Here is a 23,053-nt window from a genome sequence, read left to right as displayed (position 1 = left end):
CAGGGATCCCAATGAAAGACAAGCACCTTACGTATGCAGAATCCGGTGTTGACATCGAAAAGGAAGAAGAGACCATAAAGGCTCTTACAAAGAGTATGGACTACAAGCGTGAAGGTCTGGGTGCTCCGCTGACCGGTATCGGTCACTATGCAGGGCTCATCGATTTTGGTGAGTATGCACTTGCTCTTGCAACAGATGGTGTTGGTTCCAAGGTCCTGATCGCAAATGAGATGAAGCGCTGGAACACAGTAGGTATCGACTGTATCGCAATGAACGTCAATGACCTGCTTGCTATCGGTGCTGAGCCTATATCATTTGTAGATTATCTTGCTCTTGAAAAGCATGACGAAGACTTTGCTGCCCAGATAGGGGAAGGCCTTAGAAAAGGTGCCGAGATATCCCGCATGTCCATTGTAGGTGGGGAAACTGCAACACTTCCTGATATTGTGAAGGGTTTTGATCTCGCTGGAACCTGTCTTGGAATGGTCAAAAAGGATATGATCATTACAGGAGAGGACGTTCAGCTGGGTGATGCTATCGTAGGTATTCCTGCTGACAGTGTTCACAGTAACGGTTATACCCTTGTGAGAAATATCATCGAACAGTCATCCTATTCCTATCATGATAAGTTCCCTTATGATGAGTCAACAACCATCGGAGATGAACTTCTGATCCCAACAAGGATATACATGGAGGTTCTTGATGTCATCAAGGAATGTGATGTCCATGGACTTGCACACATAACAGGCAGTGGACTTCTGAAACTCAAGAGGGTCACCTCACTTGGTTTCGATTTCTATGATCCTATCGAGCCAAATGCCATTTTCAAGTTCCTTCAGGAAGAAGGTAACGTGGCTGACCTTGAGATGTTCAGGACATTCAACATGGGAATGGGATTTGTTGTCATTCTTCCAGAGGACCAGGCTGAAAAAGCTGCCAGTATGACCGGCGGTAAGATAGTAGGTCGCATTGTGGAAAAAGGCATAAAGGTCAAGGACCTTGTAATAGTTGAATAATTTATAACGGTATTATCATGGCTTGTATCAATGACATTCCCTTTGAGATCCTGTTGAAAGGAGCGACTCCTGCTCAGTGCGAGGCTCTCATACAGGAAAAGTCTGATAAGGTGTATCACGTGATCGGTGGTTACCGACTACGTGGTGTAGCTCTTATGGGGGATAATGTCCCCGTAGGTGTGAAGGGAGATGAGGTATTCTTCCAGTTCATCAAGCCATGTTTTGGTCTTTTTGTTCTCAGGGTCCCTGATGCTGCAGATATTGTAGAGCAACTTAAGACTGATTTTGGTAATTAATTATAATTTACTTTTTTTTGCAGTATCATTTATCCATTTAAGGAATCTGCCAGATGGGAATTCATGGATGGTTGTAGCAATTATCCTGCCTTCTCCCAGTTCTTTGACTACCATGAGCGGTTTTCCCTCGTCACTTCTGAAAACCACTTCTCCATCTGTCTTTGAGAAATAACCATCGAATTCGACCTCAGAGCATGTATCTTCTACAAGACATTGTGCTTCATGGTCCTGTGCCATGCATATGGTGGTTACCTGCTGTTCCTGTTTGTATTCAAGTTCCATTGGGAGCCAGTTGTACTTATATTCCGGGACCATTGGACCAAACACCATAAGGTTGCCACCTGAGCGCACGAACTTCTCGAGGCTCTTTGCATTTCTCTCAATTCCTGGGAGGATCTTAGTGTATGCTTTGTTGGCAAAACCTGTTGGGATGACCACGCATTTGCATGGTGGGATAAAAGGTGTGCCTATTGAATCGGATACTATTCTCTGGCATTTGATATCATGCTCTTTGAAGAGTTTCTCGAACAACAAAGGAGTGTCCCATATAAGCATTGCCTCGGTCATGTTAGCTGATAGTATTTTTTTCTTTAATTAATTTGCTGCTGATATGACAGTTACTATTATTTGACTACTGGCATTATGTTGCAGTACTTCTGACAATTTATATGTTATAATGTTCAACAGTATATTTGGTGTTCATATGTACTATTTATGTACATGTGTAGCAGGTTGGGGAGTGGGGGCTCCTGACCATGCCTGCGGCTCTTTTTTTACAAGCATTTAAAAAAGAAAAAAAGAAAGCTGGCTTATACCAGCTTGTTGATAGGGTGGTTCTCGTCCATGATCTCAAGGCCGAGTTCCTTTGCAGTCTCTGCAAGCATAATGTCAACCATTGCTGTTGCAGGGAATACTTTGTCAGTGTTCTCGATAGGACCAAAGAGCTGGAAGTTTGATCCAAGTACCTGTGGTACAAGGTTTGTTCCGATATCAGCTGGCATGTAAATTGCCTGCTTCTCTTCTCTGGTTTCGAACTGCTTTTTGTATGCCTTCATCCAGTCCCATGCGGATGCCATGTTGTGGTATCCACCACCAACAGGAAGTCCGAGGTGTCCCTTGATCGCAATGACTGCTCTCATGGATGCACCGGAACCTGCTCCCAGTGGGGTTGCTGCTACGTCGATCAAAGGCTTTGTGATGCCACATTCCTTTGCGATCTCGAGCATACCTTTCTCCTGACCGGTACCACCGTTCTCAAGGATCTCAAGCTTTCCTTTTACGCTAGGGTCAGTTGCGTTGAATGCAAGCACAATGGATGCATTGATGTCGCTGTCCCTGATAGCTTCGATCTCTTCAGCATGGACACTTGCGTTGATGGAGTTGTAGATAGCTCTGTCAGCTACACCGATCTCTGTTACATACTCTGCTGCAGCTGCACGTACGTCACCTGCAGATGAGTCGATAAGGAATGGTGTCTTTTCATCGACTTCTATGAACCAGTCGATATACTTCTTGATAGCTTCCGGTGTTTCTCCGACGATCTGGTTAACTATTGGGTTTCCAGTGACTTCGCCCATGTCAACCATTGCCTGCCATAACTTGTTTGCAGCCTCTACATCGAAGACACCCTTGTCTTCATCTGTTACGATCTTGTGCCTGTTATAGAACATTGTTCCTATAAGCACGGTAGGGTACTGTCCTGGCTGGCCACCGAACTTGACGCCGCCGACATCGTATACCTCTTGTTTCTTGTCAAATTTGAACATATGAATAACCTCTTTGTTTAAATACCGAGCATAGGTGCAAGGAACAGTACGTAAAGCAGGAACATGATTATTCCGGCAACAGCTCCGTAAAGTATTCCTATGTCTCTTCCAACTTTCTTACCAATACGCTGTGCAATTTCACTGTTAACGAACTCGACCTTCTCATCTATGAGATTGAGTTTCTCAAGTACTGCGTTAAAGTCTTCCGGGTCTGTGACCACACTTGGTACCCTGTCACTTCTGTCGGTCATTTTACATCACCTTCCAGACGAACATAGGGATGATAACTACCATTACGATCGCGAATACCAATCCTGCAATGAATCCTGATACGCCTGTTGCAGATACACCAGAATCAAGTTTCTGGTTCCTTGCGATAAGCTGGGCTCTGTAACGGATGTCCTCAACTACGGTTTCAATGGGTCCCATCTGTGGGGTTATGACCATTGGTACGCCTTTTCCATATTCTTCTTCTGCCATATTATTGACCTCCGAACAGCAGCATTCCAAGCAGTGACAGTGTTATTGCCAGACCGATCATTATACCTTCGACCTTTCCTGCGTGAACACCAGAGTGGAACTTGTTAAGGTTACCGATAGCCATCATTTCCTTATTGATAGCCAGTATTCTGCTTCTAACGGTTGCAAGCTCAGCTGCCATTGGTTTAAGTCCGCCGGCCTCTTCTTCTCCTTCTCCAGCACCGTCTCCTACTTCAAGCACCATTGCATCTGCATCGAAAGCTCCAGGGTCCTTTCCTGCAAGTTCCTTGATCTTTCCAGTGATAGCACCCATGTCCTCTGTACCGATGAGATCGATACATTCGACCTGCTGCTGGAATCTTTCAATTGCTTCTTCTGACAGGTTCTCTACATAAGGGATAGCACCAGTTGCACCGACGATCCTGTTGTCTTTGACACCATTCTCGTGGATCTTGATAATTGCTTCACCTGTAATGTGACCCTTTACTTCAGAACCTGTTACAAGAAGGAATCTGATGTTAGGGTTTGATATTATGTGAGCAACTACTTTTTCAAGACCAAGGTTCTCGGTCTTACATGGACCTGTCAGACATGCGCCTGCATCCAACTGTGGGCCTGCTGCAAGGTGTGAACCACATGTTACAACTGCAACACAGTTGTTGACATCGCCAACATCGTATTCACCTTTAAGTATTGGCCATCCGACTGCTGGTTCTCTTTTATCTGCCATTTCACATCACTCCTAATGCGCTCATGACCAGGAGCATAAGTCCTGCAACTCCAAGACCTACTATTACTCCGTAGAATGTGTTACCATAGAAACCTGCACTGTATGATGTGTGCTCACGGCCTTCAAAGGTATTCATAAGTGGCTGGCTTGGTGCCAGAGAGTTGATGAGGTCATCGGCTATTTTGTCAAGTTCATCGAGCTGTTCCATTATAGGATCCATTGAATACTGGATGATATCCTCTCTTTCTGCTGCGAGAAGAGATGTAAGAGGATCCAGTACAAGGTGTGCCTCAGGGGCTACATGTACCATGCTCATTCCAATTCCTCCTTTGTAGGCAGAAGGCCTGTTCCGACAACAGCATATGCATCTCTCTTTACACGTTCATAGTATCCGCTGAATCCTATGTACCAGATAGCAAGTCCTATGAGGATCGTGAGTGCACCAGATGCACCTTCGTTAATGCTTGCTACAATTCCTGCAACTACCATTGCGATAGCACCCTTTTCCAATGCACACATGAGTGTTCTGTCCTGTGTCTCATCTGGACCAAGGCATGCGTTGAATGGGTGAAGGATCGCAAGTCCACCTGCAATGAAGATCACTGCAATGTATCCTGTGGTAATTACCTGACTGAGTACGACCGGGAAGTCAAATGTACCTGTCATTGCGATTGCAAGTCCAATAATAGTTATTGTACCAGCTGTTGCGATCTCTGTCATGGATATCTCCATGATAGGGATTCCCATCTTAAGGATCTTGTTTGCGAGGACACCGATCATAAGACCGATAATTGCTGCTGTTACAAGTGCGATCACAGGTCCTGCGACGCCACCAACAGCGAGTCCGAATGTTGCTGCAAGTACACCCATACCGAGTGCCAGCATACCAATTGAAGGTACACCAGTACCAAGACCGTAGCTTGCTACTCTTCTTACTGATGCTGCGCCCCATACCATACCGCATATTGCACCGAGTGCACCGATGAATGACATGTATGATCCAACGATATCCACAAGGAAATATGCTGCGTATATTCCGATAAGTCCGCCAACAACACCGAAAGCTATGATCTTATTCTGTGGAATTGCCTCTGCGGCTGCTCCACTTCCACCTGCTGACATTTACATACCTCCGATCGCTAATACGCTAATAAGTGCGCAGAAGAAAGTTGCTATAAGAGATGCGAGAACTGCTTTAGGGAATCTCTTGAACTTAGGGTCGTGGAAACCTTCGATAGTTCCTCCAATGTTGTATGATGGAATTACCGCGTTCACAAAGAAGATACCTACTGCGAATACACTGGCCATACCTACAAGGTCTGGAAGTGCGAGTCCGTTATTAATGCTCATGAGAGCGTAATATACAAGTGATCCACCGATACCACCAAGGGCACCACCGATCACACCACTTACATAAGAGACGGTTGGAAGTCCGTGTCCCTCAGTACCCTGTGATACATAGAGGTCCTGTCTGTCCTTTGTAATTGGGTCGTACTTTACTTTTGCTGATGCTGGAGGACATCCGACACCATATGCGTATACCCATGTTCCGACTATCATTGTCACAGACATCATGATCATTGCACCGACTGCGCCGGATGCAAGGACGAGTGCTGCGTTGTTTGTGATCTGCATCATGGCACCTGCTGTTACAAGTCCTGTAAGACCTGCACCAGCTGCAAGCTGCACAGTACCTGTTCCGATACCTGTTGCCTGAGCCATAGCTGCCGGAGCACCACCTACTGGTACGAAGTGGACACTCCATGAAATAAGTACTCCACCTAATGTGATAAGGATCACGTAGACGATGTTTGCCATTAAAATTCCTGCAATATCGATCATGCAGCCACCTCTGCTTCTGCCTCGTCCTCTTTGTATGGTCCATATGCAGCACGAGCAGCGACTTCAATGTTCCTGTTCCACAATATAAGCATAAGTACAATAATTACACCAGCGATGACTGAAACCCAGCCGATCGCATCTCCTTTTGTAGCATCGAAAACAGCTGTTACCCAGCCACTAAGGAAAACGGTCATTCCAAAAGCAAGACCTGTTACAGGTCCACCGAATTTTGCGCAGAACCAGGAGTTGTCAATACCATTTCTCAGACCAGACTCTGCTTTTCTCACGATATTACCGGAGTTTGCAGCGTTAAGGCCTGATCCATATTCAACGTTCTGGAATTGTCTTTCTGCACCGTAGTGTACGTCACCGGTTGAAGAACCGATAGCACCAACAGTGATTCCCCATATGAATGCCAGAAGTGGCAGTGGGAATGGGTGAGCCAGTGCGGTTACCATTAGATATGATACCACAAGGATACAGATCGTTGTGATAAATGCATACCCCATAATAACTGGTGTGTGACTTCTAATTACATCAAGATAAACTGGTTGTTTGAAACGTTTCTGACTTGCTGATCTGCCCATATACGCAGTAATTGAATAAGTGCCGTGTATAGCTGCAGCGACAATTGCTCCAATAGCGAGAGCAAGGACAGCAGATGCACCAGTGCTGATAAGTACGGATGCGGTTGTTCCACCGATAGCACACATAAGTGCGTTTGATGGTGGTTCTCCAGAAACAGCTTTACTGTGTATCCTGTGTGGATACATCATCTGGGGCGCTAACTGCACCTGGGAGTTCGGATTACTCTGTGACCCTACATCTGATTCAAGGTCTTCAGAGGCACCTGCAATAGTTGCGGCTGCTCCCATAAGTGCGAGTACGCCCATACCTGTGAGCGGTTCCATTCACATTTCCTCCTTTTTGTATTTGTATTAAATTAGCGTAGATCTGCCAAATTTACAACAATGATCATTTGAATATATTTTCATAATTGCTATGGCGTAGACTAACGTCAGGTGGTTTGCATTATATTAAATACTTCTTAAAGCTTTCGAATGGATCATATCAAAAGCGTTGTTTTTTAACCTTTGATATGAGAAAAGATCCGATAGCGACCAACGTTAAAAATATATATTTCAAAAAATATTGAAAAAACAGGTATTACTCTCTGCGTGTAAAGTTAAGTATATATATATCCGGCCTTGGCATCTTGCCGGTACCTCTGGCAAAATCCATGTAACATCTGTTACACAGTATTCTGCTGTTAAGTGAGGCTACTTCTGCCGTACCTGGGACAAGTCTTGCAAAAAGGAATGATGGCTCTACTTCGAGATCCTCTGATGTCTCTTTGAGATATTTATTGACATGTTCCTCGAATATCTCGATATCATCGTACTGTATACCTCTGGCGTTTATTGTGACCCCTTTACATCCGCATGGGAGTGCAAAGGCATCAAGTTCGATCAGGAAGACCGGTTTTGCCAGCAGGTTCCTTAGTTTGTTCTCAAGGTCACCACGGCTCTTTGCTAATGTATCTGTTATTGTCATTATTGTCCTCCTTCTGTCTTTAGGGGCTTAAGCACGTTATTGCCATCCTCTGTGGAGTAGACCTCTATTATCTTCTCTGCAAGTCTCTTACAGTATCCGCATTTGTTACATACTTTACCACATTGCTTCCACTGGGAAATGGCACCATCAAGTTCTTTGTTCGGTATGTTGAAAAGATCCCTTATGTCTCTGGGACAATCCAGCAGGTCCATAAGGTTTCCATCATATGACTCATTGGCGTATGCCTTCACATTGTTCAATATCCAATTGGGGAAATGTGTCCTTCCACCTATCTTGAAGATATCTGTTATGTGTTTGTACTCCTTGAGGTCCTCAGGTCTTATCCACGGGGATTTGATGAGTTGTTGTGGATCACTTATCCTGAGAGAGAGGCACTTATAATAGTAGTAGTCATCAAGCACGTTCAGTTTAGGTCCCGGTCCGTTGGCATGGGAGAAGAAATTGAAATGTGCATATCTGAATGGGCACTGGTAAAGGCATCCTTCGTTCACAAGCAGTTTCAGGTCAGTTGATACTGAATCCCTTATTGCTTCAAGTTTATCGAAGTCACGGTTGACCACCGGGTCTATTACTATAGTATCTGCTCCAAGTGCTTCATAGAACTCAGCTTTTTGTGGGGAATCCACGAATGAAAGGACAGATACAACGACCTCCATGTCGAAATCCTTTGCCAGCATTTCTACAAAATAAGGCTCTGCAACAGTTATGGAATCAATTCCTATGTTATTGAGCTCTCTAAAATACCAGTTGATCCTGTTGTATCCTTCTGCAGTGAGGTGTTGTCCACCCATGCAGGAACTGTTCAGGACCACTTCCATCTTTACGCCTTTATCGTGGGCATACTCGGTCTGTTCAGCTATCTCTTCCAGTCCGGGTGCACTGAGATTGGTCCTCCCGGTACCGACATAGTCTGGAGTGCCCGCCATGTAGATGCCGTAGATATCTTTGGAACCGGCAAGCAGCTCCTCCAGTCCTTCAAGGTGTCCCACGTGTGGAGCGTAAAGTTTCATCGCTTTGCTGGTACTCTTTAATTTAGATAAGTATTTTGGTTATTGTAATTTTGAAAAAGCAAAATCCTTATTAGATACTACCATTACCATTTAGTCATGATATTAGGTGCTTCATCTTTTGCAGGTAATTTCTCCGAGATCGCTTCAGAACTGGACTCAGTTGAGCTTTATATGCCAAAACTTGGTGTTTACAGGGAATCTGTTCTCCAAAAGGATATTCTGGATGCAATACTTGATGAGCTCTCGACGTTAGATCTTAAGACATCTCTCCATGCTCCTTATTTTGCCGATGTTCCCACATATCCGAAGGATGTGGTTGTAGACACTGCCAGTATGGGCGGTAGAGAATTCCGGCTCATCAGGGAATCTATTGAACTTGCTGCAAAGCTTGGTTCAAATGCAATAGTACTGCATCCGGGAAGGGTTGGCAATGACCGTGAGGCATGTTTCAACAGGATGGTATCGAATCTGAAGATACTTGCATCAGATGCAGAGGATAGCGGCGTGATGCTGGGACTTGAGAACAAGGAAGGCACGTCTACTGGCAACCTGTGCTGTGATGCCAATGAACTTGTGCGTGCAGTTGAAGAGGTGAATTCTGATAATCTCGGTGCAACTTTCGATATAGGTCATGCCAATCTGACATGTGCTGGTGATAGCACTAAGCTCCGTGAGTTTGCAAAGACAATGGCTCCTTATGTCATTCATGTGCATGTGCATGACAATGGTGGTGTCTGGACAAATGATTATGACGGGGATGAGCATCTTGCACCGGGTTCAGGAACTGTGGACTATACTGTGCTGAACGAGCTAAAAGGCTACAATGGCATCTTCAATATGGAAGTATTCTCTATCGATGATGTGCGTTCAGGAAAAGCTACAATGAAAAAAGCACTTGAAATTCGTTGATATGTGGACATCTCCACTATCATTCATCATTTATGTTATCGATATGAGCAGTGTATTTGGGCGGTACGACAAGTACCAGAACATCAGATATCTGTAATACTTTCTCAGTAACAGACCCCATCAGTTTCTTCAGGCCGTTCTTGCCATGTGTGCCAATGACTATGCGGTCCGCATTTTGTTTTCTGGCAACCTTGACGATCATCTCGGGTGCGTTACCGTCCTTTATTATAGACTCTATCCTTTCTATCTCGCAACCTGCCTTCACAAGTATGTCTGTGATGCCTGATATTGCATTCTCAGCACCTTCTTTCTGCCACTTTTTCCTTTTGAACCCTTTATCAGGGACCACGTGCAGAACAAGCAGCTTGTAATCGTGGCCAAGTGCTATTTTTGCAGCCACCTTTGCAGCATTTGAAGAGTATACCGAGCCATCTGTAGGGATGAGTATTTTCATTCAACCTGTGGAATTGTACAGGTTATTATTAAATATGTTGGAATGCAATTGTGTAATACAATGGCTGCAATACTAGCTCTGTGTATGCTTTGTTAAGGGTGAATGGCGATGAACAAGTATCAGAAATTCAAGAAAATGGACAATAAGAGTTACTCCGATGTAACTCGTTTTTTGAAAGAGACTACGCACCTTACGGCCAGGGAATGGGTGGTGTCAAGGATGTGTGCCGACTTCAAGAATCTCTCCAACCATTCAGAGATGACGTGGATAGGTGAGAACCTTCCAGAGCTCGTTCCGTTCATGGATGAGGCATATTCAAGGCAGGAAGTCTCCAATGCCCGCTCATCCTTTAAGAAAAAGGTGCAACGCAGTGGAACTACTTTCTTCTATGCATATTATGCAGGACTTATAACGCAGGAAGAGATGATAACTATGATCCACAAGATGGTCATCGATATCAAAAAGCTCATGGATACCGAGGGTAGTGAGGTCCCGGAGGAACATGCAACAGAGGTCCAGATGCTAGTTGCCGAAGTTCTCAGAAATATAAATGAATCACTGGATGAAGAATATTGATGAAGGGTACATCAGTACTCTTCAATACCGTTCCTTTCACAATAGTTAATGTATCCAAGGAGCATTCTCATCTCGATCTGCCTGATATATCTTGCCTGGACCTTTGATACGTGCAGTGTATTGTTCCCTATGCTCACTTTTATGTCGGAATCCTTTGGCTCGCTCATAGTTGTAGGAACTATGGCAGGTCCTCCACATGTGGTGCACAGGCGGAAGTCCTTTTTTGCTTTGAGGATGAAATCCTGTACGTCAGTTTCCACTGGTAGTTCTCTTGGTACATCGATCATGGATACAAGGCAGCATTCAGTGTACTTATATTTTATCCATTCTCCTGTATATCATACCTGATTGTTACGTGAATTTTCAGGGCAAATTTAAATTGAATGAGGTGTATTGTTAGACCCATGATGATGAAAGACAGGGGAAAACTGGTCATCTGGCCTGCATATATCGACAAGACAAAATCAAGGAGTCATGGTCGTATTGTTTCCAGAAGGACTTCTGTGGAGTCTCCAACTATCACTGAGATAAACAAAGCTGCACAAAAGCTTGGGCTCAACCCTGAGGTCGAAGCCGACAAGGCGTATCCTCGCAGCTGGTGGGAAGATAAAGGCAGAGTACTTATTGATAATACTGCACCAAAGACCCATCATTGCAGAAGGATCTGCGCAACTATCAAGGAAATGCGTTCCTGATAGTTACACTGTTTATTTTTAGTTATTTTAAAAAAGAATGGTTAGGTGTGACTATGTAGTTTATACTACTGGCCACATTCCAAAGTTTGCATCAAGTATGAGTATAATAAGACCTATGACAACACCAAAGGCTATTACTGTCTTAGGGTCTACGTGTATTGCTTTTTTGTCGGCTTCATAGTACCGCATAAGACCTGCTGATGACATCAGGCCGTTTCCGCCACTGGATTTCTTCTTTGACATGGTATCTCCGTATTTACTAATTATTAATTAGTTATAATTGGTTATTATTAATTTATTTGTTCCTCACATGAACTTCATGATTTAAAAGGATGTGCCTTCAGGCCAGTAGTTCATCCAGCAGGAACGGTGGATAGAACACTCCTTTTTCTGTAATGACGGCGGTCACATTCTCCATTGGTGTGGCATCGAATGCAGGGTTGTATACTTTGACATCTGCAGGTGCTATCTGTACATCTTTAAAGAAGCGAAGTTCATCTGCATCTCTCTCTTCGATCGTGACGGTATCTTCCCAGTTGTTCGGATCAAATGTGGATATTGGTGCTGCAACAAAGAATGGTATCTCATGTTCTCTTGCAAGGACCGAGTGGGTGTATGTGCCTATCTTGTTGAAGACCGCGTCTCCTGTTATCCTGTCAGCACCTACAATGACCTTGTCCACCATGCCCTTGCTCATAACATGTCCTGACATGGAGTCTGATATTAGTGTCACGTCTATATTGTCCTGCATGAGTTCCCATGTTGTGATCCTGCCACCCTGGTTCAGTGGTCTTGTCTCGCAGGAGATCACTTTGATATCTTTCCCTGCTTCTACGGCAGAGCGGATGACTCCCAGTGCGGTTCCCCAGTCAACACATGCCATCTTTCCTGCATTGCAATGTGTCATGACCGTGTCACCGTCCTCCAGCAATTTTGCTCCGTACTTTCCTAGCTTCTTGTTGGTTTCGACATCCTCGTCGGCGATGTTCTTTGCCTCGGCCAGTACTACATCCTTGATCCCATCAAGGTCGTATGCATCTGAGATCGCACTAATGGTCCTGTCAACACCCCATGCAAGGTTGACAGCTGTTGGGCGTGTTGCCTTTATGGTCTTTGCAGCTACATCGAGGTCTCTGATGAGTGCCTCCATGTCCTTTGCACTGCTGAGGGTTGCGGCAAGTGCGATACCATAGGCACCGGCAGCTCCCAATGCTGGAGCACCTCTGACACGAAGCGACCTTATTGCTTCACAAAGGGAAGCAAGGTTCTTGCATTCAATGACCTTGTACTCCATTGGCAGAAGTGTCTGGTCTATCATTACAATTGAATTAGAGTCATCATTCCAGTCTATGGTTCTCATGCTATCTGCCTCTTTAGATGTAAGAACCGGGATAAAAATGTAAAGGTTGGCGGGTCAGTCTTCGTAGGTAAGGGCAAAAGTATGATTTGAATTGTCGCTACACTGTCGCGATAATCTATTGCATGTATATATTCTTCCCGATTGGTCATTATCTCAAAATAACCAAGATCCATCTTTGGCTCTGTAGGGATTCTCATTGAAATTGCTCATACGATTGTATATGCCTGTCGTGGTTGTAGATTATCGATCTTATGGGATCAATTCTATTTTTTAATTTATCTGTATGCAGAAAACGAGTGGAAGCAACGTTTCATCTTATTCCTCTTTTTGGGATGTGCCGGCTTTGCCGGACCCTTCGGGATGATTTTAGTAATTTATAACTTCTGATCGATCTAAATTATTGTTCCTTGCAGCCTTGTGTTTCTAATTATATCTGTAAGGATCAGTGGCAGACAAAGAATGGTGCTACCATCCGCCGCAGGCGGCACTTTCCTTCGCCATCCTCCTGAAAACTATTGAAATCATGCAATTATTTAATGCTCATAAGAATTGCTGTGTTCAAAGTTGAAATTAACAGGCTTCTCACAGAAATCTACCTTTCCAACCTTTATATATCAAATACTCATTATTACTTCACAATGCAAAAACCCCTGATAATCCACGACCCTGTACACAAGACCATCATACTCGATGAGTTCGAACAGATGGTGCTTAATACAAGGCATGTTCAGAGGCTAAGGAATATCCAGCAGCTGGGACTTGTTGACCATGTATATCCCGGTGCCAACCACACTCGTTTTGAACACAGCATCGGAACCATGCACATGGCATCGGTGATCGGTCAGTCCCTGTCGCTTGAGGATGTGGAGATTTGCAAGATAAGGCTTGCAGGGCTTTTGCATGATGTGGGTCACTCTGCATTCTCGCATGCAGTAGAGAATGTGCTCAAACGTAATCCTCAGTTACAGCCAATGATCGATGGGAAGAGGTTCATCAAACATGAGGCCTTCTCAAAGGATATCATATCAAGGATACTTCCACAGGACAACTATATTGCAAGATATGTGGAGTCAGAGTTCGGCACAGATCCCTTCGACTTCTTTGCTGAGATATCAAAGATAGCCACCGGAGATGCACAGTCAATATCAAAACCATATCTTGCCCAGGTCATTGCAGGAGATGTGGATGCAGACAGGATAGATTTCCTTCTGCGTGATTCATATCATACAGGTGTCTCTTTTGGACTCATAGACGTTGACCAGATAATCGGGAGTCTCATAATAAAGAATGGGAACATCGTTCTGGGCAGTTCCGATGGTTCCGGTTATGGCAGTGATATGGCTCTCACAGCAGCGGAATCATTGTTAGTTTCCCGTGCTCATCATTACACTGCTATCATTCATAATCCAAAGACCCAGGCAGGCAGGGTCATGCTGCTCTATGCACTTGAGGATGCACTTGAACACTTCAGGTCAGTCTCTGGGAAAGATGCAGCAAAAGATGAGATCGTTCGTTTCTTCACCGAATATAATGATGGTGACCTTCTAAGTTTTATCAGGTCCAATGCATCCGATAAGTCCCTGGGATTACTGAACGACCTGCGTGATGGCAGGTTGTATGTGCCTGTTGCAAGGCTTAGTCAGAAGATACTCAGGCCATCGACCAGAATGGCACTTTCCACTATCGCACGTCATGGTGTAGCTACAAGGAGGCTCGAGACAAGACTTGCCGGGGAACTCGGTGATGTGCTTGTGGACCTTACTGTTGCTTCGGGAGTTCCAAAGAGCATGCGTATCGCCATGGATGAAGAAGATGGTTTCTTCTATGATGAGTCGGCACTTGCCAATGGTCTGGTGCGTGCGATCTCCCGGCAGATATCTCTCACTGCATTCTCTCATATTGATGTGGTCACTGAAAAGGATTCAACAGCTGTACTCTCTGAATTACGCAGGGTTGTGGATGATCTCTCCCCTCGGCTTCTGAATTTCACACGTGAGGACCAGTATCTTCCTATCGAGGGAATTATTCTTTTGTTCTACGCGGTCCACAGTCTCTTTGTCAATGAAAATAAAAAGGAAGGTTCCATATCGATCCCTCGTCTTCGTCATATCACATGGCTCTACCGTACCATCCTCGAGCTCAGTGGTTTCCCGAAGCTGAAGAATCTCTTTGATTATTCCTTCCATGAAAGGTATGGATTCCCGTACTGTGAGAAGGTATTCGAGGACATACAGGTACTTGTTGCAATGGGTATAGTGGATGAGGACCTTCGTTACTATGAAAAAGATGGTAGGTTCCGGCAGAGTTATGAATATGTGCTGACATGGGAAGGGGTTGAATATGCAGGGACACTTGCAGAAGCATACCGTTATGAGTTCGATGAGATGATGTCCCATCTGACCATGGTGAAGCACTCTATCAAAAGGGATATCGTAACGATACCCTCCAACAGGTATGTCTCTAAGAAACGTTCCACAGGTGTAAGATAATGATAACTGGTGAATTGGTTTTGCTGAAGACCTCCCACAGGGGTAAGGTCAGAGAGTTCATTGTGAAAGTTTCCGATGAGCAACTGCACACGGATTTTGGTATAATAGAACTCTCCACTCTTGCTGATAAGGTCCCCGGGGACACGGTCGTAGCTCATATGGGCCAGGAATTCACCATCCAGCGTCCGAAGATGCCTGACTTCTTCCGTCATGCAAAGAGGACCGGTGCTCCCATGATGCCAAAGGACATAGGCATGATAATAGCTTACACAGGTCTCAATAAGAATGATGTTGTCCTCGATGCAGGCACAGGATCGGGGGTATTGACAATGTATCTTGGTTCCATTGCAAAGAGGGTTGTCACCTATGAGGTAAAAGAGGACTTTGTCAAGGTCGCACGTAAGAATGTGGAAAACGCAGGTCTTGACAACGTGGAACTTCGCTGTGGCGATATAGTTGAGGAAATAAACAACATCGATGAGAAGTTCGATGTGGTCACACTTGACACTCAGAACACAAAGGATGTCATTCCGAATATAAGAAAAGTATTGCATCCTGGTGGATTCCTTGCAACTTATTCTCCTTTCTTCGAGCAGACAAAGGAGATACGTGATGCAATGGATGCTGAGGATTTCTATGATGTTATGACAATAGAATGTACTGAACGTGAGATATCATTCTCTGCAAGAGGTACTCGTCCATCAACTACAAAAGTAGGGCACACAGGCTTTATCACAATAGCAAGGGCCTGAATATCTCATTTTTATTTTTAATTCCGGTGTTCAGGATCGCTACTTACCTGACACCTTCATTGGTGATAGTGAACTCGCAGGTGCCACCTTCTGGAAGTGAACGATGTTTCCAGAGCTTTGCACGTCTTTTGCCATCTCCTCTCTTCTCGAGCTGGATGATGGTTTTCGATATGTGCTCTATCCCGCTGCCACCTATGGGTTTTGCATTCCCTGTTGTGATGTCGGTGTAGATCTGGTTGGTTATTACTGCCACTATTCTGTGTTTGCGTGCAATTGCATGTATAAAACCGATCTGATTCGAGAGTTCTCTCCTGGTCCTCATACTTGATTCTTCCTGGTCCAGTTCGAATCGGTAGAATGCAGTTGCCGAATCGATTATTATGAGTCCTATCTTATCGGATATCAGTTTCTCTATCTCTTTAACAGCAGCATATTGCTCTTCAAAATTATGAGGCTCGAAGATGACTATATGCTGTGCTATCTCCTTTGCATTCTCTCCTGCTATTTGTTTGAATCTTGCAGGTGAGATCGCTTCAGTATCAATATAAACGACCTTTTTCCCTTTCTTAACACATTCTACTGCAAGCTGGAGTGATAGGTTTGTCTTTCCACTTCCGGGTTCTCCGAATATCTGGGTAACGACCCCTGCTTCGAATCCTCCTCCCAGGAGGTCATCAATGGGTTTGCATCCGGAGCTTAGTTGTTCGGTTATATTTTACACCTCTTAACAGGATTATCTGCTATAGTGGGCTTAATAATATACATATTTTGGCAATGGTTGTCTATTTTTAACATATCTTTTCTGTTCATTTTGTTGTATCGCAGGTCTCTCAATATGGCTGTACTGTGAATGGTGGTATATCAAAAAGATCTGTTATTGGGTTGGGTAAATTTGGTCAGCAAGTATATTATCTTTTTAGTATACATATCTGATAACAATATATTATCATATGTGATATTAAATATGGTGTAATATTGTTCACTGTATATTCAAATGCAGTTTGAAAAACCATTATTAAGCTATAGGTTATTTGTATAATTTACCTTCTGGAGACAAAGGTAACTTTCATTGCAATGTCTATTGAATGTGTTTTTTTCAAAAGGCATTGTAGTTCCTCTTCAGAACTGTGCTAATATAAAAATTTAATTATATACTACATAGGGACGCGAGAAAATGGTTGAAGTGATAATATATACTACAAAGACTTGCCCGAAATGCGAGCAGCTCAAAAAGGTACTTGACTCAAAAGGAGTTTCTTTTGAAACTGCAGATATGTCTACTCCTGAAGCTTTGACCGAACTCAAATTCAATGGTGTTTTCACCATGACCGCCCCTGTACTCCAGATCGGCGATGAGTTTTTAACTCATAAGGAACTGTTCAGCGGTCCTGACGTGAATCTGGAATCATTGGGCAGTATACTTTAAGTGCAATAGAATTTCGAGGTGGGAATGATGGACGTATGTGCAACCAATATGAAAGATAAGACAGAACTTGAAAAGGCAGAGTTGGGAACTGACCTTCAGGTTCACGCAGAGGAAGACGAAAGGACAGATATTAGTATGACACCACTCACAAAACAGCATGCTATACAGAAAACACTCGATGGCCATGATATATCCATAATGCCAAAAGTGCGTACCACATCAGGGCACATGGTCGATTGGGATAGAAGTATCATAGTAGATCAGTTGATGAAGGAAACAAAGCTTGCTGAGAGGTTCCATGGCAAGCCCGGCATCGAGAAAGATGCAGCATTGGAGATCGCCAGGGATGTGGAGCGTCGTATCAGAAGTCTTGACCTTAAATTCCTTTCAGGTCCTCTTATCAGAGAGATCGTTAACATGGAACTCCTTCAGAGGGGACATGTCGAGTGGAGAAACGTTTCTACAAGGATAGGTACTCCTGTATATGATGCATGTGAGATCGATCTTGGAAGTGGTTTTGAAGCTAACGATAATGCAAATCTCCAGGAGAATGCAGAGACATCACATAAGAAGAAGGCAGACAAGATCTCTAAAGAACAATACCTTCTGCTGCTTCCTCCAAAGCTTGCTGACATGCACCTCAATGGTGATCTTCACATTCATGACCTTGAGTATCTTGGTACCCGTGCATTCTGCCAGGACTGGGATCTCAGGTATTTCTTCTATTATGGTCTCATGCCAGATGGCTCAGGTGCAAAGGCAAGTGTAGCCGGTCCTGCAATGAAGGCAGAGGTAGCAATTCTTCACGCAGTGAAAGCTCTGGGAAGTGCTCAGACCAATTTCGCAGGCGGTCAGGGATTCTACAATTTCCTTACATTCCTTGCTCCATACTTCGAGGGCAAGAATTACGGTGACATAAAGCAGCTTATGCAGATGTTCGTGTACGAAATGACCCAGATGATGGTAGCCCGTGGTGGACAGGTAGTGTTCTCCTCCGTTCAGCTATCCCCTGGCGTACCAAAGCTCTGGAAGGATAAGCCTGCTGTTTACAAGGGTCGTGTTCACGATGGTACCAATGGTACTCAGAAACGCACCTATAGCGAGTTCGAGCGCGAGGTACGTCTTGCATTCCAGGCACTCATGGACGTAATGATCGAAGGTGACAACTGGGGTAAACCTTTCAATTTCCCTAAGCCTGAGATATCCATAGAGCCGGATTTCATGAAAGAAGATGAGTTCTTTAACAAGGCACATCCTGATCTGCTAAGTTATGAAGAGCTCTATGACATGACATTCGAACTTGCAGCAAAGTTCGGAACTCCATATTTCGATAATCAGTTACCTGAATACAGAGGCGCAGGCGAGGGTATATCCTGCTATCAGTGTTGTGCATATCAGTTCTCAGCAAATGCTGATGCAGATGACAGTTTTGAGGACAAGCTCCTGTTCAAAGATGGAAAACATTTCTCAATGGGTTCCTGGCAGGTCGTGTCCCTTAACTGCCCACGAGCGGCATACAGGGCGAATGGGGATGATTCTGCTCTGTTTGCCGACCTCAAGAACCTCATGGATCAGTGTATAGATCTCTTTAAGACAAAGCGCAACTGGATGGAGAATATCATCGAGAACAACAGGATGCCATTCGCTACACAGAGACCAAAGGACCCTGTTACAGGTGAGAAAGGCTGTATCGCAGTCGATATCGATGCACTTGTCTGTACAATAGGTGTCATAGGTATCAATGAGATGGTCCAGTACCATGTTGGTTCTCAGTTGCATGAGTCAAAGGATGCATTCAAGTTCGCCATCAGGGCAATGACCGAGATGGAGATGTATGCTCATGAGCTCAGTCAGAAGCACGGTCTTGAGATAGCTCTTGCACGTACTCCTGCCGAGACAACAGGTCAGAGATTCTCAGTATCCGATATGCTCCACGAGGAGTACAGGGATTGTGTCCTTGAAGTTGTAAAGGGTGACAAAGAAGCTGCTCTTGCGAACCTGAGGAAGACAACAGATCTGCCTGTCTACTACACCAATGGTACTCATGTACCACCAGGTGCAAACATCTCACTTATTGACAGGATGAACATCGAACATGTGTTCTTCCCGATAGTTGACGGAGGTAACATCTGTCACATCTGGATGGGAGAAGGTGCACCTGATGCAAAGGGTCTCAAGGAATTTGCAATGAACATTGCAAAGAACACTCAGATCGGTTACTTTGCATTCACCAAGGACATGACCGTTTGTCTCAATGACTTCCACATGATGTCAGGTCTTAAGTGCTCATGTGAGAACTGTGGTTCAGAGAACGTCGAGCAGATGTCCAGGGTAACCGGATATGTGCAGGCAGTAGGCGGCTGGAACAACGGTAAGAGACAGGAGCTTGCGGACAGGATGCGTTACAGCTCCTCAGACATGATCTGAAGAATATGAAAGTGAACTATGGGAACGCTGTTCCCATATCAACTGTCGATTGGCACGGAAAAGTGTCGATCGTCTTCTTTTTACGAGGATGTCCTTACAGGTGTCCTTATTGCCAGAACCATGAGCTTCTTTTTGAAAGCAACATGGTCGAGGCTTCAGTTCTTGAAGCTGAGATGAAGAAGTCCCGACCCTTTGTCAGCAGTGTGGTTCTCTCAGGTGGTGAACCTTTGATGCAGAAGGATGCTGTAAAGCATATTGCAAGTTCTGCAAAGAAGATCGGCCTGCTGGTCGGTATCCATACCAATGGCTATTATCCTCACGTAATGGCCGAATTGATGGAAGAGGGGCTCGTGGACAAATTCTTCATCGATGTAAAAGCTCCTCTTGACGATGCAGAAAAGTATGCAAAGGCAATTGGATGCATGGATTATTCCGACATCCATCTTGATCCTAAAAGTGTAATGGAAAAAGTGGCTGGGTCCATTTCTATTGTTCTGGAAAATGATGTTGAACTTGAGCTGAGAACAACTATCATCAGAGGTTTCATGGGAAGTTCCGATGAAGTCTCAGAAATTGCAAGGTCCATTAATGAACTCACTGGTAGTCGTGAACCCGTATATGTTCTCCAGCAGGGATTTGCTGATAAGGCAATGCTGGGATCTCTCCGGGATATAGAACCTTTGAGCAGGGATGAACTTCTTGGACTTGCCGATGTTGCTCATGAGTTCCTTGACAATATATATGTAAGGAGCAAAGAGAAAGGCAACGAAAAGGTTAAGTTCGGATCAGTTTGAAGTTTAAACAATTTTTTAATACTTTCCGGTCAATCATTGATCATACTTAAAAAGGTGTGATGAAATGAAAGCAAAATTCAGTAGCATTATAGTAATGATGCTTTTACTTGTGGCTACTCTTGTTTCTGGCTGTGCCGGGGTCTATGAGGATAGTTATTCTCAGAAGTCAGCAGATTATGTTGTAATCGAAGATAGTAGTGATTCTTACGCAAGAAATGCAATTATGGATGAAGCCGTATACGATGGAGATTATGGTGGAGCCTCAACTGCTTCTGTGGACCGCAAGACAATAACGACCATCGACATGACGATACAGGTCGATGATGCCGCAGCAGGTATTGATGAGATATCGAAGATGGCAGTGGCCTCAGGTGGCTATGTTTCAAATTCCTACGTCTATGATTCTTATTACGATTCCAGTGAAGGTAAAGCGGGGTATATTACTGTAAGGGTTCCGGAATCTGAATATCCATCCTTCCTCGAGGAAGTTGCAGGTCTGGGTGAAGTAACATCAAAGAGTGTGAATTCCCAGGATGTTACGGAGGAGTACATAGATGTCAGTGCACGTCTGGATAATCTTGAAAGGCAGGAAACCCGTCTTCAGGAAATTCTCAATATGACCGAAACGGTCGATGATGTCCTTGCTGTGGAAAAAGAGCTTGAAAGGGTACGTGGTGAGATCGAGAGTCTTACTGGAAGGCTGAACTATCTTGACGACAGGACAGAGTTCTCAACGATCACTATAAATGTGAGAGAACCACGGCCGATCACTCGTTCATGGGGTATCAGGGATGCGTTGTCCGAGTCTGTTAATGGCTTTATCTCAATGGTCAATGCACTGATAATACTGGTTGGATATCTTCTGCCACTGTTAATTGTTATTGTATTCTTTGGAGGGGCCGCTGTGCTTGTAAGGAGAAGAATGCGCAGGTGACCTTTTCATTTTTGCGTTATTTGCTGATGCCTGTGCATCAGCAAGAACTATTTGTGATCTTATTGTTCTGTTTTCATCCTGTATATTATACTACTCTGTTGAGTAACTATATATGGTCACAAAAATAAGCAGATAAAATATGAAAGATCATACTCCTGTATCTGAGATCGGTGAACGCTCACTTATATCACGTTTATCCGGCATGCTCAATTGTGGTTGTGACCCGGAGGTCCGTATAGGCGCAGGAGGCGATGACTGCGCTGTCATTGATATCTCTGAAGAAGAGTACATGGTGATAACAACTGATATGTTGCATCGCAAAACGGACTTCCCTGTTCAGATGACCCCGTGGCAGATAGGATGGATGTCTGCTGCTGTTAATTTGAGTGATGTTGCATCCATGGGTGCACGTCCGGTGGGTTTCCTTTCTGCCATGGGATTTTCCAAAGAGACTGATATTTCCTTTGTAGAAGATATCTCAAAAGGGATGGATGATTGTGCCAGGTTCTGTGGTACTTCTGTCATAGGTGGGGATATCGATACCCATGATGAGCTCACCATTACAGGTACTGCTCTTGGGAAGGTCAAAAAGTCAGAACTGTTGACAAGAAAGGGTGCGAAAGTAGGTGACGTGGTCTGTGTTACAGGCTTTGCCGGTTCTGCCGGTGCGGCACTCCATGCAATTGAGAATGGCATAGATATCCCTGATAGTCTCTTGGACAAACTGCTGACACCGATCCCACGTATCATGGATGGGATGGCGCTTGCACATTCAGGTGCTGTTACCTGTATGATGGATACAAGTGATGGGCTTGCTATGTCCCTGTATGACCTTGCCGACCTCAATGAGGTTGGTTTTAGAATAGATGAGGATGCCCTTCCGATACAACCTGAGGTCTCACAATACATCACTTCTGATGAGACCACACTTACAGAATTAGCGCTCTATACAGGCGGGGATTTCGAACTGCTCTTTACGGTATCTCCTGATATGCTTGAGGCTGCACAAAGCGTATGTTATTTAAATGTTATAGGAGTTGTAGTTGAGCGGGAACTTGGTACTGGCATTACTTGTCGCAATGGGCAAAACCTGACGATAAATCGAAAAGGTTATCTACAATTGGGGGATTAAGATTAGGATATATAGTTTACGATATTGATATTTAATCTAAGGAATGTTTATAATGCGAAATAAATTCAAATTAATTTTAATTGCCTTTTCACTACTATTTCTTTGCAGTACGATAGCTTCGGCTGCAAATGTGACTGCTGATTTCAGTGCAAATGTAACTTCTGGTGATGAACCACTTACTGTTCAATTTACTGATGCTTCAACAAATGCTACTGAATGGGCTTGGGACTTTGACAATGACGGTACTAATGATTCTGCTGCATCAGATCCAATTTATACTTATAGTTCTGCTGGTACCTATACCGTAGTTCTTACAGCAATAAATGGTACTGAAAGTGACGTTCAGACCAAGACCAATTATATAACAGTTAATTCAGTTGCAGCTTCTTA

29 protein-coding genes are annotated in these 23,053 nt (G+C 44.2%); 13 read left to right on the top strand and 16 right to left on the bottom strand.

Translation table 11 applies throughout. The features are described from left to right. Window positions 1-11 precede the first annotated feature (11 nt). Complete coding sequence (purM, locus tag BM008_RS05630; RefSeq protein ID WP_091935581.1) at window positions 12-1,016, top strand: phosphoribosylformylglycinamidine cyclo-ligase; 1,005 nt, start codon at window positions 12-14, stop codon at window positions 1,014-1,016. Between the two features lie 17 nt (window positions 1,017-1,033). Further along, on the top strand, window positions 1,034-1,312 hold the full coding sequence (locus tag BM008_RS05625; protein WP_091934557.1) for a DUF1894 domain-containing protein: 279 nt from the start codon (window positions 1,034-1,036) through the stop codon (window positions 1,310-1,312). On the opposite strand, the gene BM008_RS05620 is transcribed toward BM008_RS05625, so the two are convergent. The 11 genes from BM008_RS05620 to BM008_RS05570 form a co-directional block, all read right to left on the bottom strand. Beyond that, entirely contained in the window at window positions 1,313-1,879 is a 567-nt protein-coding gene (locus tag BM008_RS05620; RefSeq protein WP_091934554.1) for a hypothetical protein, read from the bottom strand. A 242-nt stretch (window positions 1,880-2,121) separates the two neighbouring features. Then, complete coding sequence (gene mtrH / locus BM008_RS05615; RefSeq protein WP_091934551.1) at window positions 2,122-3,078, bottom strand: tetrahydromethanopterin S-methyltransferase subunit H; 957 nt, start codon at window positions 3,076-3,078, stop codon at window positions 2,122-2,124. Between the two features lie 17 nt (window positions 3,079-3,095). After that, the gene (mtrG, locus tag BM008_RS05610) at window positions 3,096-3,329 is read right to left on the bottom strand and encodes a tetrahydromethanopterin S-methyltransferase subunit MtrG (protein WP_091934549.1); all 234 of its coding nucleotides are present in this window, start codon (window positions 3,327-3,329) and stop codon (window positions 3,096-3,098) included. Window position 3,330: 1 nt separating this feature from the next. Continuing rightward, window positions 3,331-3,558: a tetrahydromethanopterin S-methyltransferase subunit F gene (locus tag BM008_RS05605; RefSeq protein ID WP_091934546.1), complete on the bottom strand. Its 228-nt coding sequence runs from the start codon at window positions 3,556-3,558 to the stop codon at window positions 3,331-3,333. Window position 3,559: 1 nt separating this feature from the next. Continuing rightward, window positions 3,560-4,288: a tetrahydromethanopterin S-methyltransferase subunit A gene (mtrA, locus tag BM008_RS05600; RefSeq protein WP_091934543.1), complete on the bottom strand. Its 729-nt coding sequence runs from the start codon at window positions 4,286-4,288 to the stop codon at window positions 3,560-3,562. 1 nt (window position 4,289) lies between these two features. Further along, on the bottom strand, window positions 4,290-4,604 hold the full coding sequence (locus BM008_RS05595; RefSeq protein ID WP_091934540.1) for a tetrahydromethanopterin S-methyltransferase subunit B: 315 nt from the start codon (window positions 4,602-4,604) through the stop codon (window positions 4,290-4,292). Then, entirely contained in the window at window positions 4,601-5,410 is an 810-nt protein-coding gene (mtrC, locus tag BM008_RS05590; RefSeq protein ID WP_091934537.1) for a tetrahydromethanopterin S-methyltransferase subunit MtrC, read from the bottom strand. Before mtrC ends, BM008_RS05595 begins: the two co-directional genes overlap by 4 nt. Continuing rightward, window positions 5,411-6,106 carry a tetrahydromethanopterin S-methyltransferase subunit D gene (gene mtrD / locus BM008_RS05585; RefSeq protein ID WP_394328920.1) on the bottom strand — a complete coding sequence of 232 codons (696 nt, stop codon included), beginning with the start codon at window positions 6,104-6,106 and terminating at the stop codon, window positions 5,411-5,413. It lies immediately after the preceding gene. Window positions 6,107-6,126: 20 nt separating this feature from the next. After that, window positions 6,127-7,041: a tetrahydromethanopterin S-methyltransferase subunit E gene (mtrE, locus tag BM008_RS05580; RefSeq protein WP_091934532.1), complete on the bottom strand. Its 915-nt coding sequence runs from the start codon at window positions 7,039-7,041 to the stop codon at window positions 6,127-6,129. Window positions 7,042-7,297: 256 nt separating this feature from the next. Beyond that, the gene (locus BM008_RS05575) at window positions 7,298-7,684 is read right to left on the bottom strand and encodes a DUF5402 family protein (RefSeq protein WP_091934529.1); all 387 of its coding nucleotides are present in this window, start codon (window positions 7,682-7,684) and stop codon (window positions 7,298-7,300) included. Beyond that, window positions 7,684-8,715 carry a peptidase U32 family protein gene (locus BM008_RS05570; protein WP_091934526.1) on the bottom strand — a complete coding sequence of 344 codons (1,032 nt, stop codon included), beginning with the start codon at window positions 8,713-8,715 and terminating at the stop codon, window positions 7,684-7,686. Before BM008_RS05570 ends, BM008_RS05575 begins: the two co-directional genes overlap by 1 nt. Before the next feature lie 96 nt (window positions 8,716-8,811). On the opposite strand from BM008_RS05570, the gene BM008_RS05565 reads away from it, so the two are divergent. Continuing rightward, window positions 8,812-9,624, top strand: a complete 813-nt coding sequence (locus BM008_RS05565) for a sugar phosphate isomerase/epimerase family protein (protein WP_091934524.1) — start codon at window positions 8,812-8,814, stop codon at window positions 9,622-9,624. A gap of 19 nt (window positions 9,625-9,643) precedes the next feature. Here BM008_RS05565 and BM008_RS05560 read toward each other — a convergent pair whose 3' ends face one another. After that, the gene (locus BM008_RS05560) at window positions 9,644-10,078 is read right to left on the bottom strand and encodes a universal stress protein (RefSeq protein WP_091934521.1); all 435 of its coding nucleotides are present in this window, start codon (window positions 10,076-10,078) and stop codon (window positions 9,644-9,646) included. Between the two features lie 108 nt (window positions 10,079-10,186). Here BM008_RS05560 and BM008_RS05555 point away from each other — a divergent pair, with 108 nt between their 5' ends. Continuing rightward, complete coding sequence (locus BM008_RS05555) at window positions 10,187-10,654, top strand: DUF5806 family protein (RefSeq protein ID WP_091934518.1); 468 nt, start codon at window positions 10,187-10,189, stop codon at window positions 10,652-10,654. Between the two features lie 11 nt (window positions 10,655-10,665). Here BM008_RS05555 and BM008_RS05550 read toward each other — a convergent pair whose 3' ends face one another. Continuing rightward, window positions 10,666-10,941: a hypothetical protein gene (locus tag BM008_RS05550; protein ID WP_091934515.1), complete on the bottom strand. Its 276-nt coding sequence runs from the start codon at window positions 10,939-10,941 to the stop codon at window positions 10,666-10,668. A gap of 123 nt (window positions 10,942-11,064) precedes the next feature. Here BM008_RS05550 and BM008_RS05545 point away from each other — a divergent pair, with 123 nt between their 5' ends. Further along, window positions 11,065-11,349 carry a signal recognition particle protein Srp19 gene (locus BM008_RS05545; RefSeq protein ID WP_091935578.1) on the top strand — a complete coding sequence of 95 codons (285 nt, stop codon included), beginning with the start codon at window positions 11,065-11,067 and terminating at the stop codon, window positions 11,347-11,349. 60 nt (window positions 11,350-11,409) lie between these two features. Here BM008_RS05545 and BM008_RS05540 read toward each other — a convergent pair whose 3' ends face one another. Both BM008_RS05540 and BM008_RS05535 read right to left on the bottom strand, forming a co-directional pair. Further along, on the bottom strand, window positions 11,410-11,592 hold the full coding sequence (locus BM008_RS05540) for a preprotein translocase subunit Sec61beta (protein ID WP_091934512.1): 183 nt from the start codon (window positions 11,590-11,592) through the stop codon (window positions 11,410-11,412). A 97-nt stretch (window positions 11,593-11,689) separates the two neighbouring features. After that, window positions 11,690-12,709 (bottom strand): S-methyl-5-thioribose-1-phosphate isomerase, encoded by a 1,020-nt coding sequence (locus BM008_RS05535; protein ID WP_091934509.1) that lies wholly within the window; start codon window positions 12,707-12,709, stop codon window positions 11,690-11,692. Between the two features lie 638 nt (window positions 12,710-13,347). On the opposite strand from BM008_RS05535, the gene BM008_RS05530 reads away from it, so the two are divergent. Further along, entirely contained in the window at window positions 13,348-15,198 is a 1,851-nt protein-coding gene (locus tag BM008_RS05530) for an HD domain-containing protein (RefSeq protein ID WP_091935575.1), read from the top strand. Next, window positions 15,198-15,950 carry a tRNA (adenine-N1)-methyltransferase gene (locus tag BM008_RS05525; protein WP_091934506.1) on the top strand — a complete coding sequence of 251 codons (753 nt, stop codon included), beginning with the start codon at window positions 15,198-15,200 and terminating at the stop codon, window positions 15,948-15,950. Before BM008_RS05530 ends, BM008_RS05525 begins: the two co-directional genes overlap by 1 nt. A gap of 43 nt (window positions 15,951-15,993) precedes the next feature. On the opposite strand, the gene radB is transcribed toward BM008_RS05525, so the two are convergent. Continuing rightward, a complete protein-coding gene (gene radB, locus BM008_RS05520; RefSeq protein ID WP_091934504.1) occupies window positions 15,994-16,662 on the bottom strand; it encodes a DNA repair and recombination protein RadB in 669 nt (222 codons plus the stop codon). Window positions 16,663-17,124: 462 nt separating this feature from the next. Between radB and BM008_RS05515 the strand changes: the two genes are divergently transcribed. The 6 genes from BM008_RS05515 to BM008_RS14870 all read left to right on the top strand — a co-directional run. Further along, window positions 17,125-17,376 (top strand): glutaredoxin family protein, encoded by a 252-nt coding sequence (locus BM008_RS05515; protein WP_091934501.1) that lies wholly within the window; start codon window positions 17,125-17,127, stop codon window positions 17,374-17,376. Window positions 17,377-17,403: 27 nt separating this feature from the next. Further along, window positions 17,404-19,803: an anaerobic ribonucleoside-triphosphate reductase gene (gene nrdD / locus BM008_RS05510; protein WP_177188009.1), complete on the top strand. Its 2,400-nt coding sequence runs from the start codon at window positions 17,404-17,406 to the stop codon at window positions 19,801-19,803. A gap of 5 nt (window positions 19,804-19,808) precedes the next feature. After that, window positions 19,809-20,597 (top strand): anaerobic ribonucleoside-triphosphate reductase activating protein, encoded by a 789-nt coding sequence (locus BM008_RS05505; RefSeq protein ID WP_091934498.1) that lies wholly within the window; start codon window positions 19,809-19,811, stop codon window positions 20,595-20,597. Window positions 20,598-20,661: 64 nt separating this feature from the next. Beyond that, the gene (locus tag BM008_RS05500) at window positions 20,662-21,531 is read left to right on the top strand and encodes a DUF4349 domain-containing protein (protein WP_091934495.1); all 870 of its coding nucleotides are present in this window, start codon (window positions 20,662-20,664) and stop codon (window positions 21,529-21,531) included. 139 nt (window positions 21,532-21,670) lie between these two features. Further along, on the top strand, window positions 21,671-22,663 hold the full coding sequence (gene thiL, locus BM008_RS05495) for a thiamine-phosphate kinase (protein ID WP_091934492.1): 993 nt from the start codon (window positions 21,671-21,673) through the stop codon (window positions 22,661-22,663). Window positions 22,664-22,715: 52 nt separating this feature from the next. After that, window positions 22,716-23,053: PKD domain-containing protein (locus BM008_RS14870; RefSeq protein WP_177187985.1), on the top strand; the 338-nt coding region annotated here is incomplete at its 3' end.

Source organism: Methanolobus profundi, from assembly GCF_900114835.1.
Taxonomy (GTDB): domain Archaea; phylum Halobacteriota; class Methanosarcinia; order Methanosarcinales; family Methanosarcinaceae; genus Methanolobus; species Methanolobus profundi.
The sequence above is the reverse complement of the archived record's forward strand: the minus strand, read 5'-3'. Positions and strand labels throughout refer to the sequence as shown.

Bases quoted from the DNA above. Each gene is read 5' to 3' on its own strand.
- purM (WP_091935581.1), top strand. From the start codon at position 12: ATGAAAGACAAGCACCTTACGTATGCAGAATCCGGTGTTGACATCGAA.
- BM008_RS05625 (WP_091934557.1), top strand. From the start codon at position 1,034: ATGGCTTGTATCAATGACATTCCCTTTGAGATCCTGTTGAAAGGAGCG.
- BM008_RS05620 (WP_091934554.1), bottom strand. From the start codon at position 1,879: ATGACCGAGGCAATGCTTATATGGGACACTCCTTTGTTGTTCGAGAAA.
- mtrH (WP_091934551.1), bottom strand. From the start codon at position 3,078: ATGTTCAAATTTGACAAGAAACAAGAGGTATACGATGTCGGCGGCGTC.
- mtrG (WP_091934549.1), bottom strand. From the start codon at position 3,329: ATGACCGACAGAAGTGACAGGGTACCAAGTGTGGTCACAGACCCGGAA.
- BM008_RS05605 (WP_091934546.1), bottom strand. From the start codon at position 3,558: ATGGCAGAAGAAGAATATGGAAAAGGCGTACCAATGGTCATAACCCCA.
- mtrA (WP_091934543.1), bottom strand. From the start codon at position 4,288: ATGGCAGATAAAAGAGAACCAGCAGTCGGATGGCCAATACTTAAAGGT.
- BM008_RS05595 (WP_091934540.1), bottom strand. From the start codon at position 4,604: ATGAGCATGGTACATGTAGCCCCTGAGGCACACCTTGTACTGGATCCT.
- mtrC (WP_091934537.1), bottom strand. From the start codon at position 5,410: ATGTCAGCAGGTGGAAGTGGAGCAGCCGCAGAGGCAATTCCACAGAAT.
- mtrD (WP_394328920.1), bottom strand. From the start codon at position 6,106: ATGGCAAACATCGTCTACGTGATCCTTATCACATTAGGTGGAGTACTT.
- mtrE (WP_091934532.1), bottom strand. From the start codon at position 7,041: ATGGAACCGCTCACAGGTATGGGCGTACTCGCACTTATGGGAGCAGCC.
- BM008_RS05575 (WP_091934529.1), bottom strand. From the start codon at position 7,684: ATGACAATAACAGATACATTAGCAAAGAGCCGTGGTGACCTTGAGAAC.
- BM008_RS05570 (WP_091934526.1), bottom strand. From the start codon at position 8,715: ATGAAACTTTACGCTCCACACGTGGGACACCTTGAAGGACTGGAGGAG.
- BM008_RS05565 (WP_091934524.1), top strand. From the start codon at position 8,812: ATGATATTAGGTGCTTCATCTTTTGCAGGTAATTTCTCCGAGATCGCT.
- BM008_RS05560 (WP_091934521.1), bottom strand. From the start codon at position 10,078: ATGAAAATACTCATCCCTACAGATGGCTCGGTATACTCTTCAAATGCT.
- BM008_RS05555 (WP_091934518.1), top strand. From the start codon at position 10,187: ATGAACAAGTATCAGAAATTCAAGAAAATGGACAATAAGAGTTACTCC.
- BM008_RS05550 (WP_091934515.1), bottom strand. From the start codon at position 10,941: ATGATCGATGTACCAAGAGAACTACCAGTGGAAACTGACGTACAGGAT.
- BM008_RS05545 (WP_091935578.1), top strand. From the start codon at position 11,065: ATGAAAGACAGGGGAAAACTGGTCATCTGGCCTGCATATATCGACAAG.
- BM008_RS05540 (WP_091934512.1), bottom strand. From the start codon at position 11,592: ATGTCAAAGAAGAAATCCAGTGGCGGAAACGGCCTGATGTCATCAGCA.
- BM008_RS05535 (WP_091934509.1), bottom strand. From the start codon at position 12,709: ATGAGAACCATAGACTGGAATGATGACTCTAATTCAATTGTAATGATA.
- BM008_RS05530 (WP_091935575.1), top strand. From the start codon at position 13,348: ATGCAAAAACCCCTGATAATCCACGACCCTGTACACAAGACCATCATA.
- BM008_RS05525 (WP_091934506.1), top strand. From the start codon at position 15,198: ATGATAACTGGTGAATTGGTTTTGCTGAAGACCTCCCACAGGGGTAAG.
- BM008_RS05515 (WP_091934501.1), top strand. From the start codon at position 17,125: ATGGTTGAAGTGATAATATATACTACAAAGACTTGCCCGAAATGCGAG.
- nrdD (WP_177188009.1), top strand. From the start codon at position 17,404: ATGGACGTATGTGCAACCAATATGAAAGATAAGACAGAACTTGAAAAG.
- BM008_RS05505 (WP_091934498.1), top strand. From the start codon at position 19,809: ATGAAAGTGAACTATGGGAACGCTGTTCCCATATCAACTGTCGATTGG.
- BM008_RS05500 (WP_091934495.1), top strand. From the start codon at position 20,662: ATGAAAGCAAAATTCAGTAGCATTATAGTAATGATGCTTTTACTTGTG.
- thiL (WP_091934492.1), top strand. From the start codon at position 21,671: ATGAAAGATCATACTCCTGTATCTGAGATCGGTGAACGCTCACTTATA.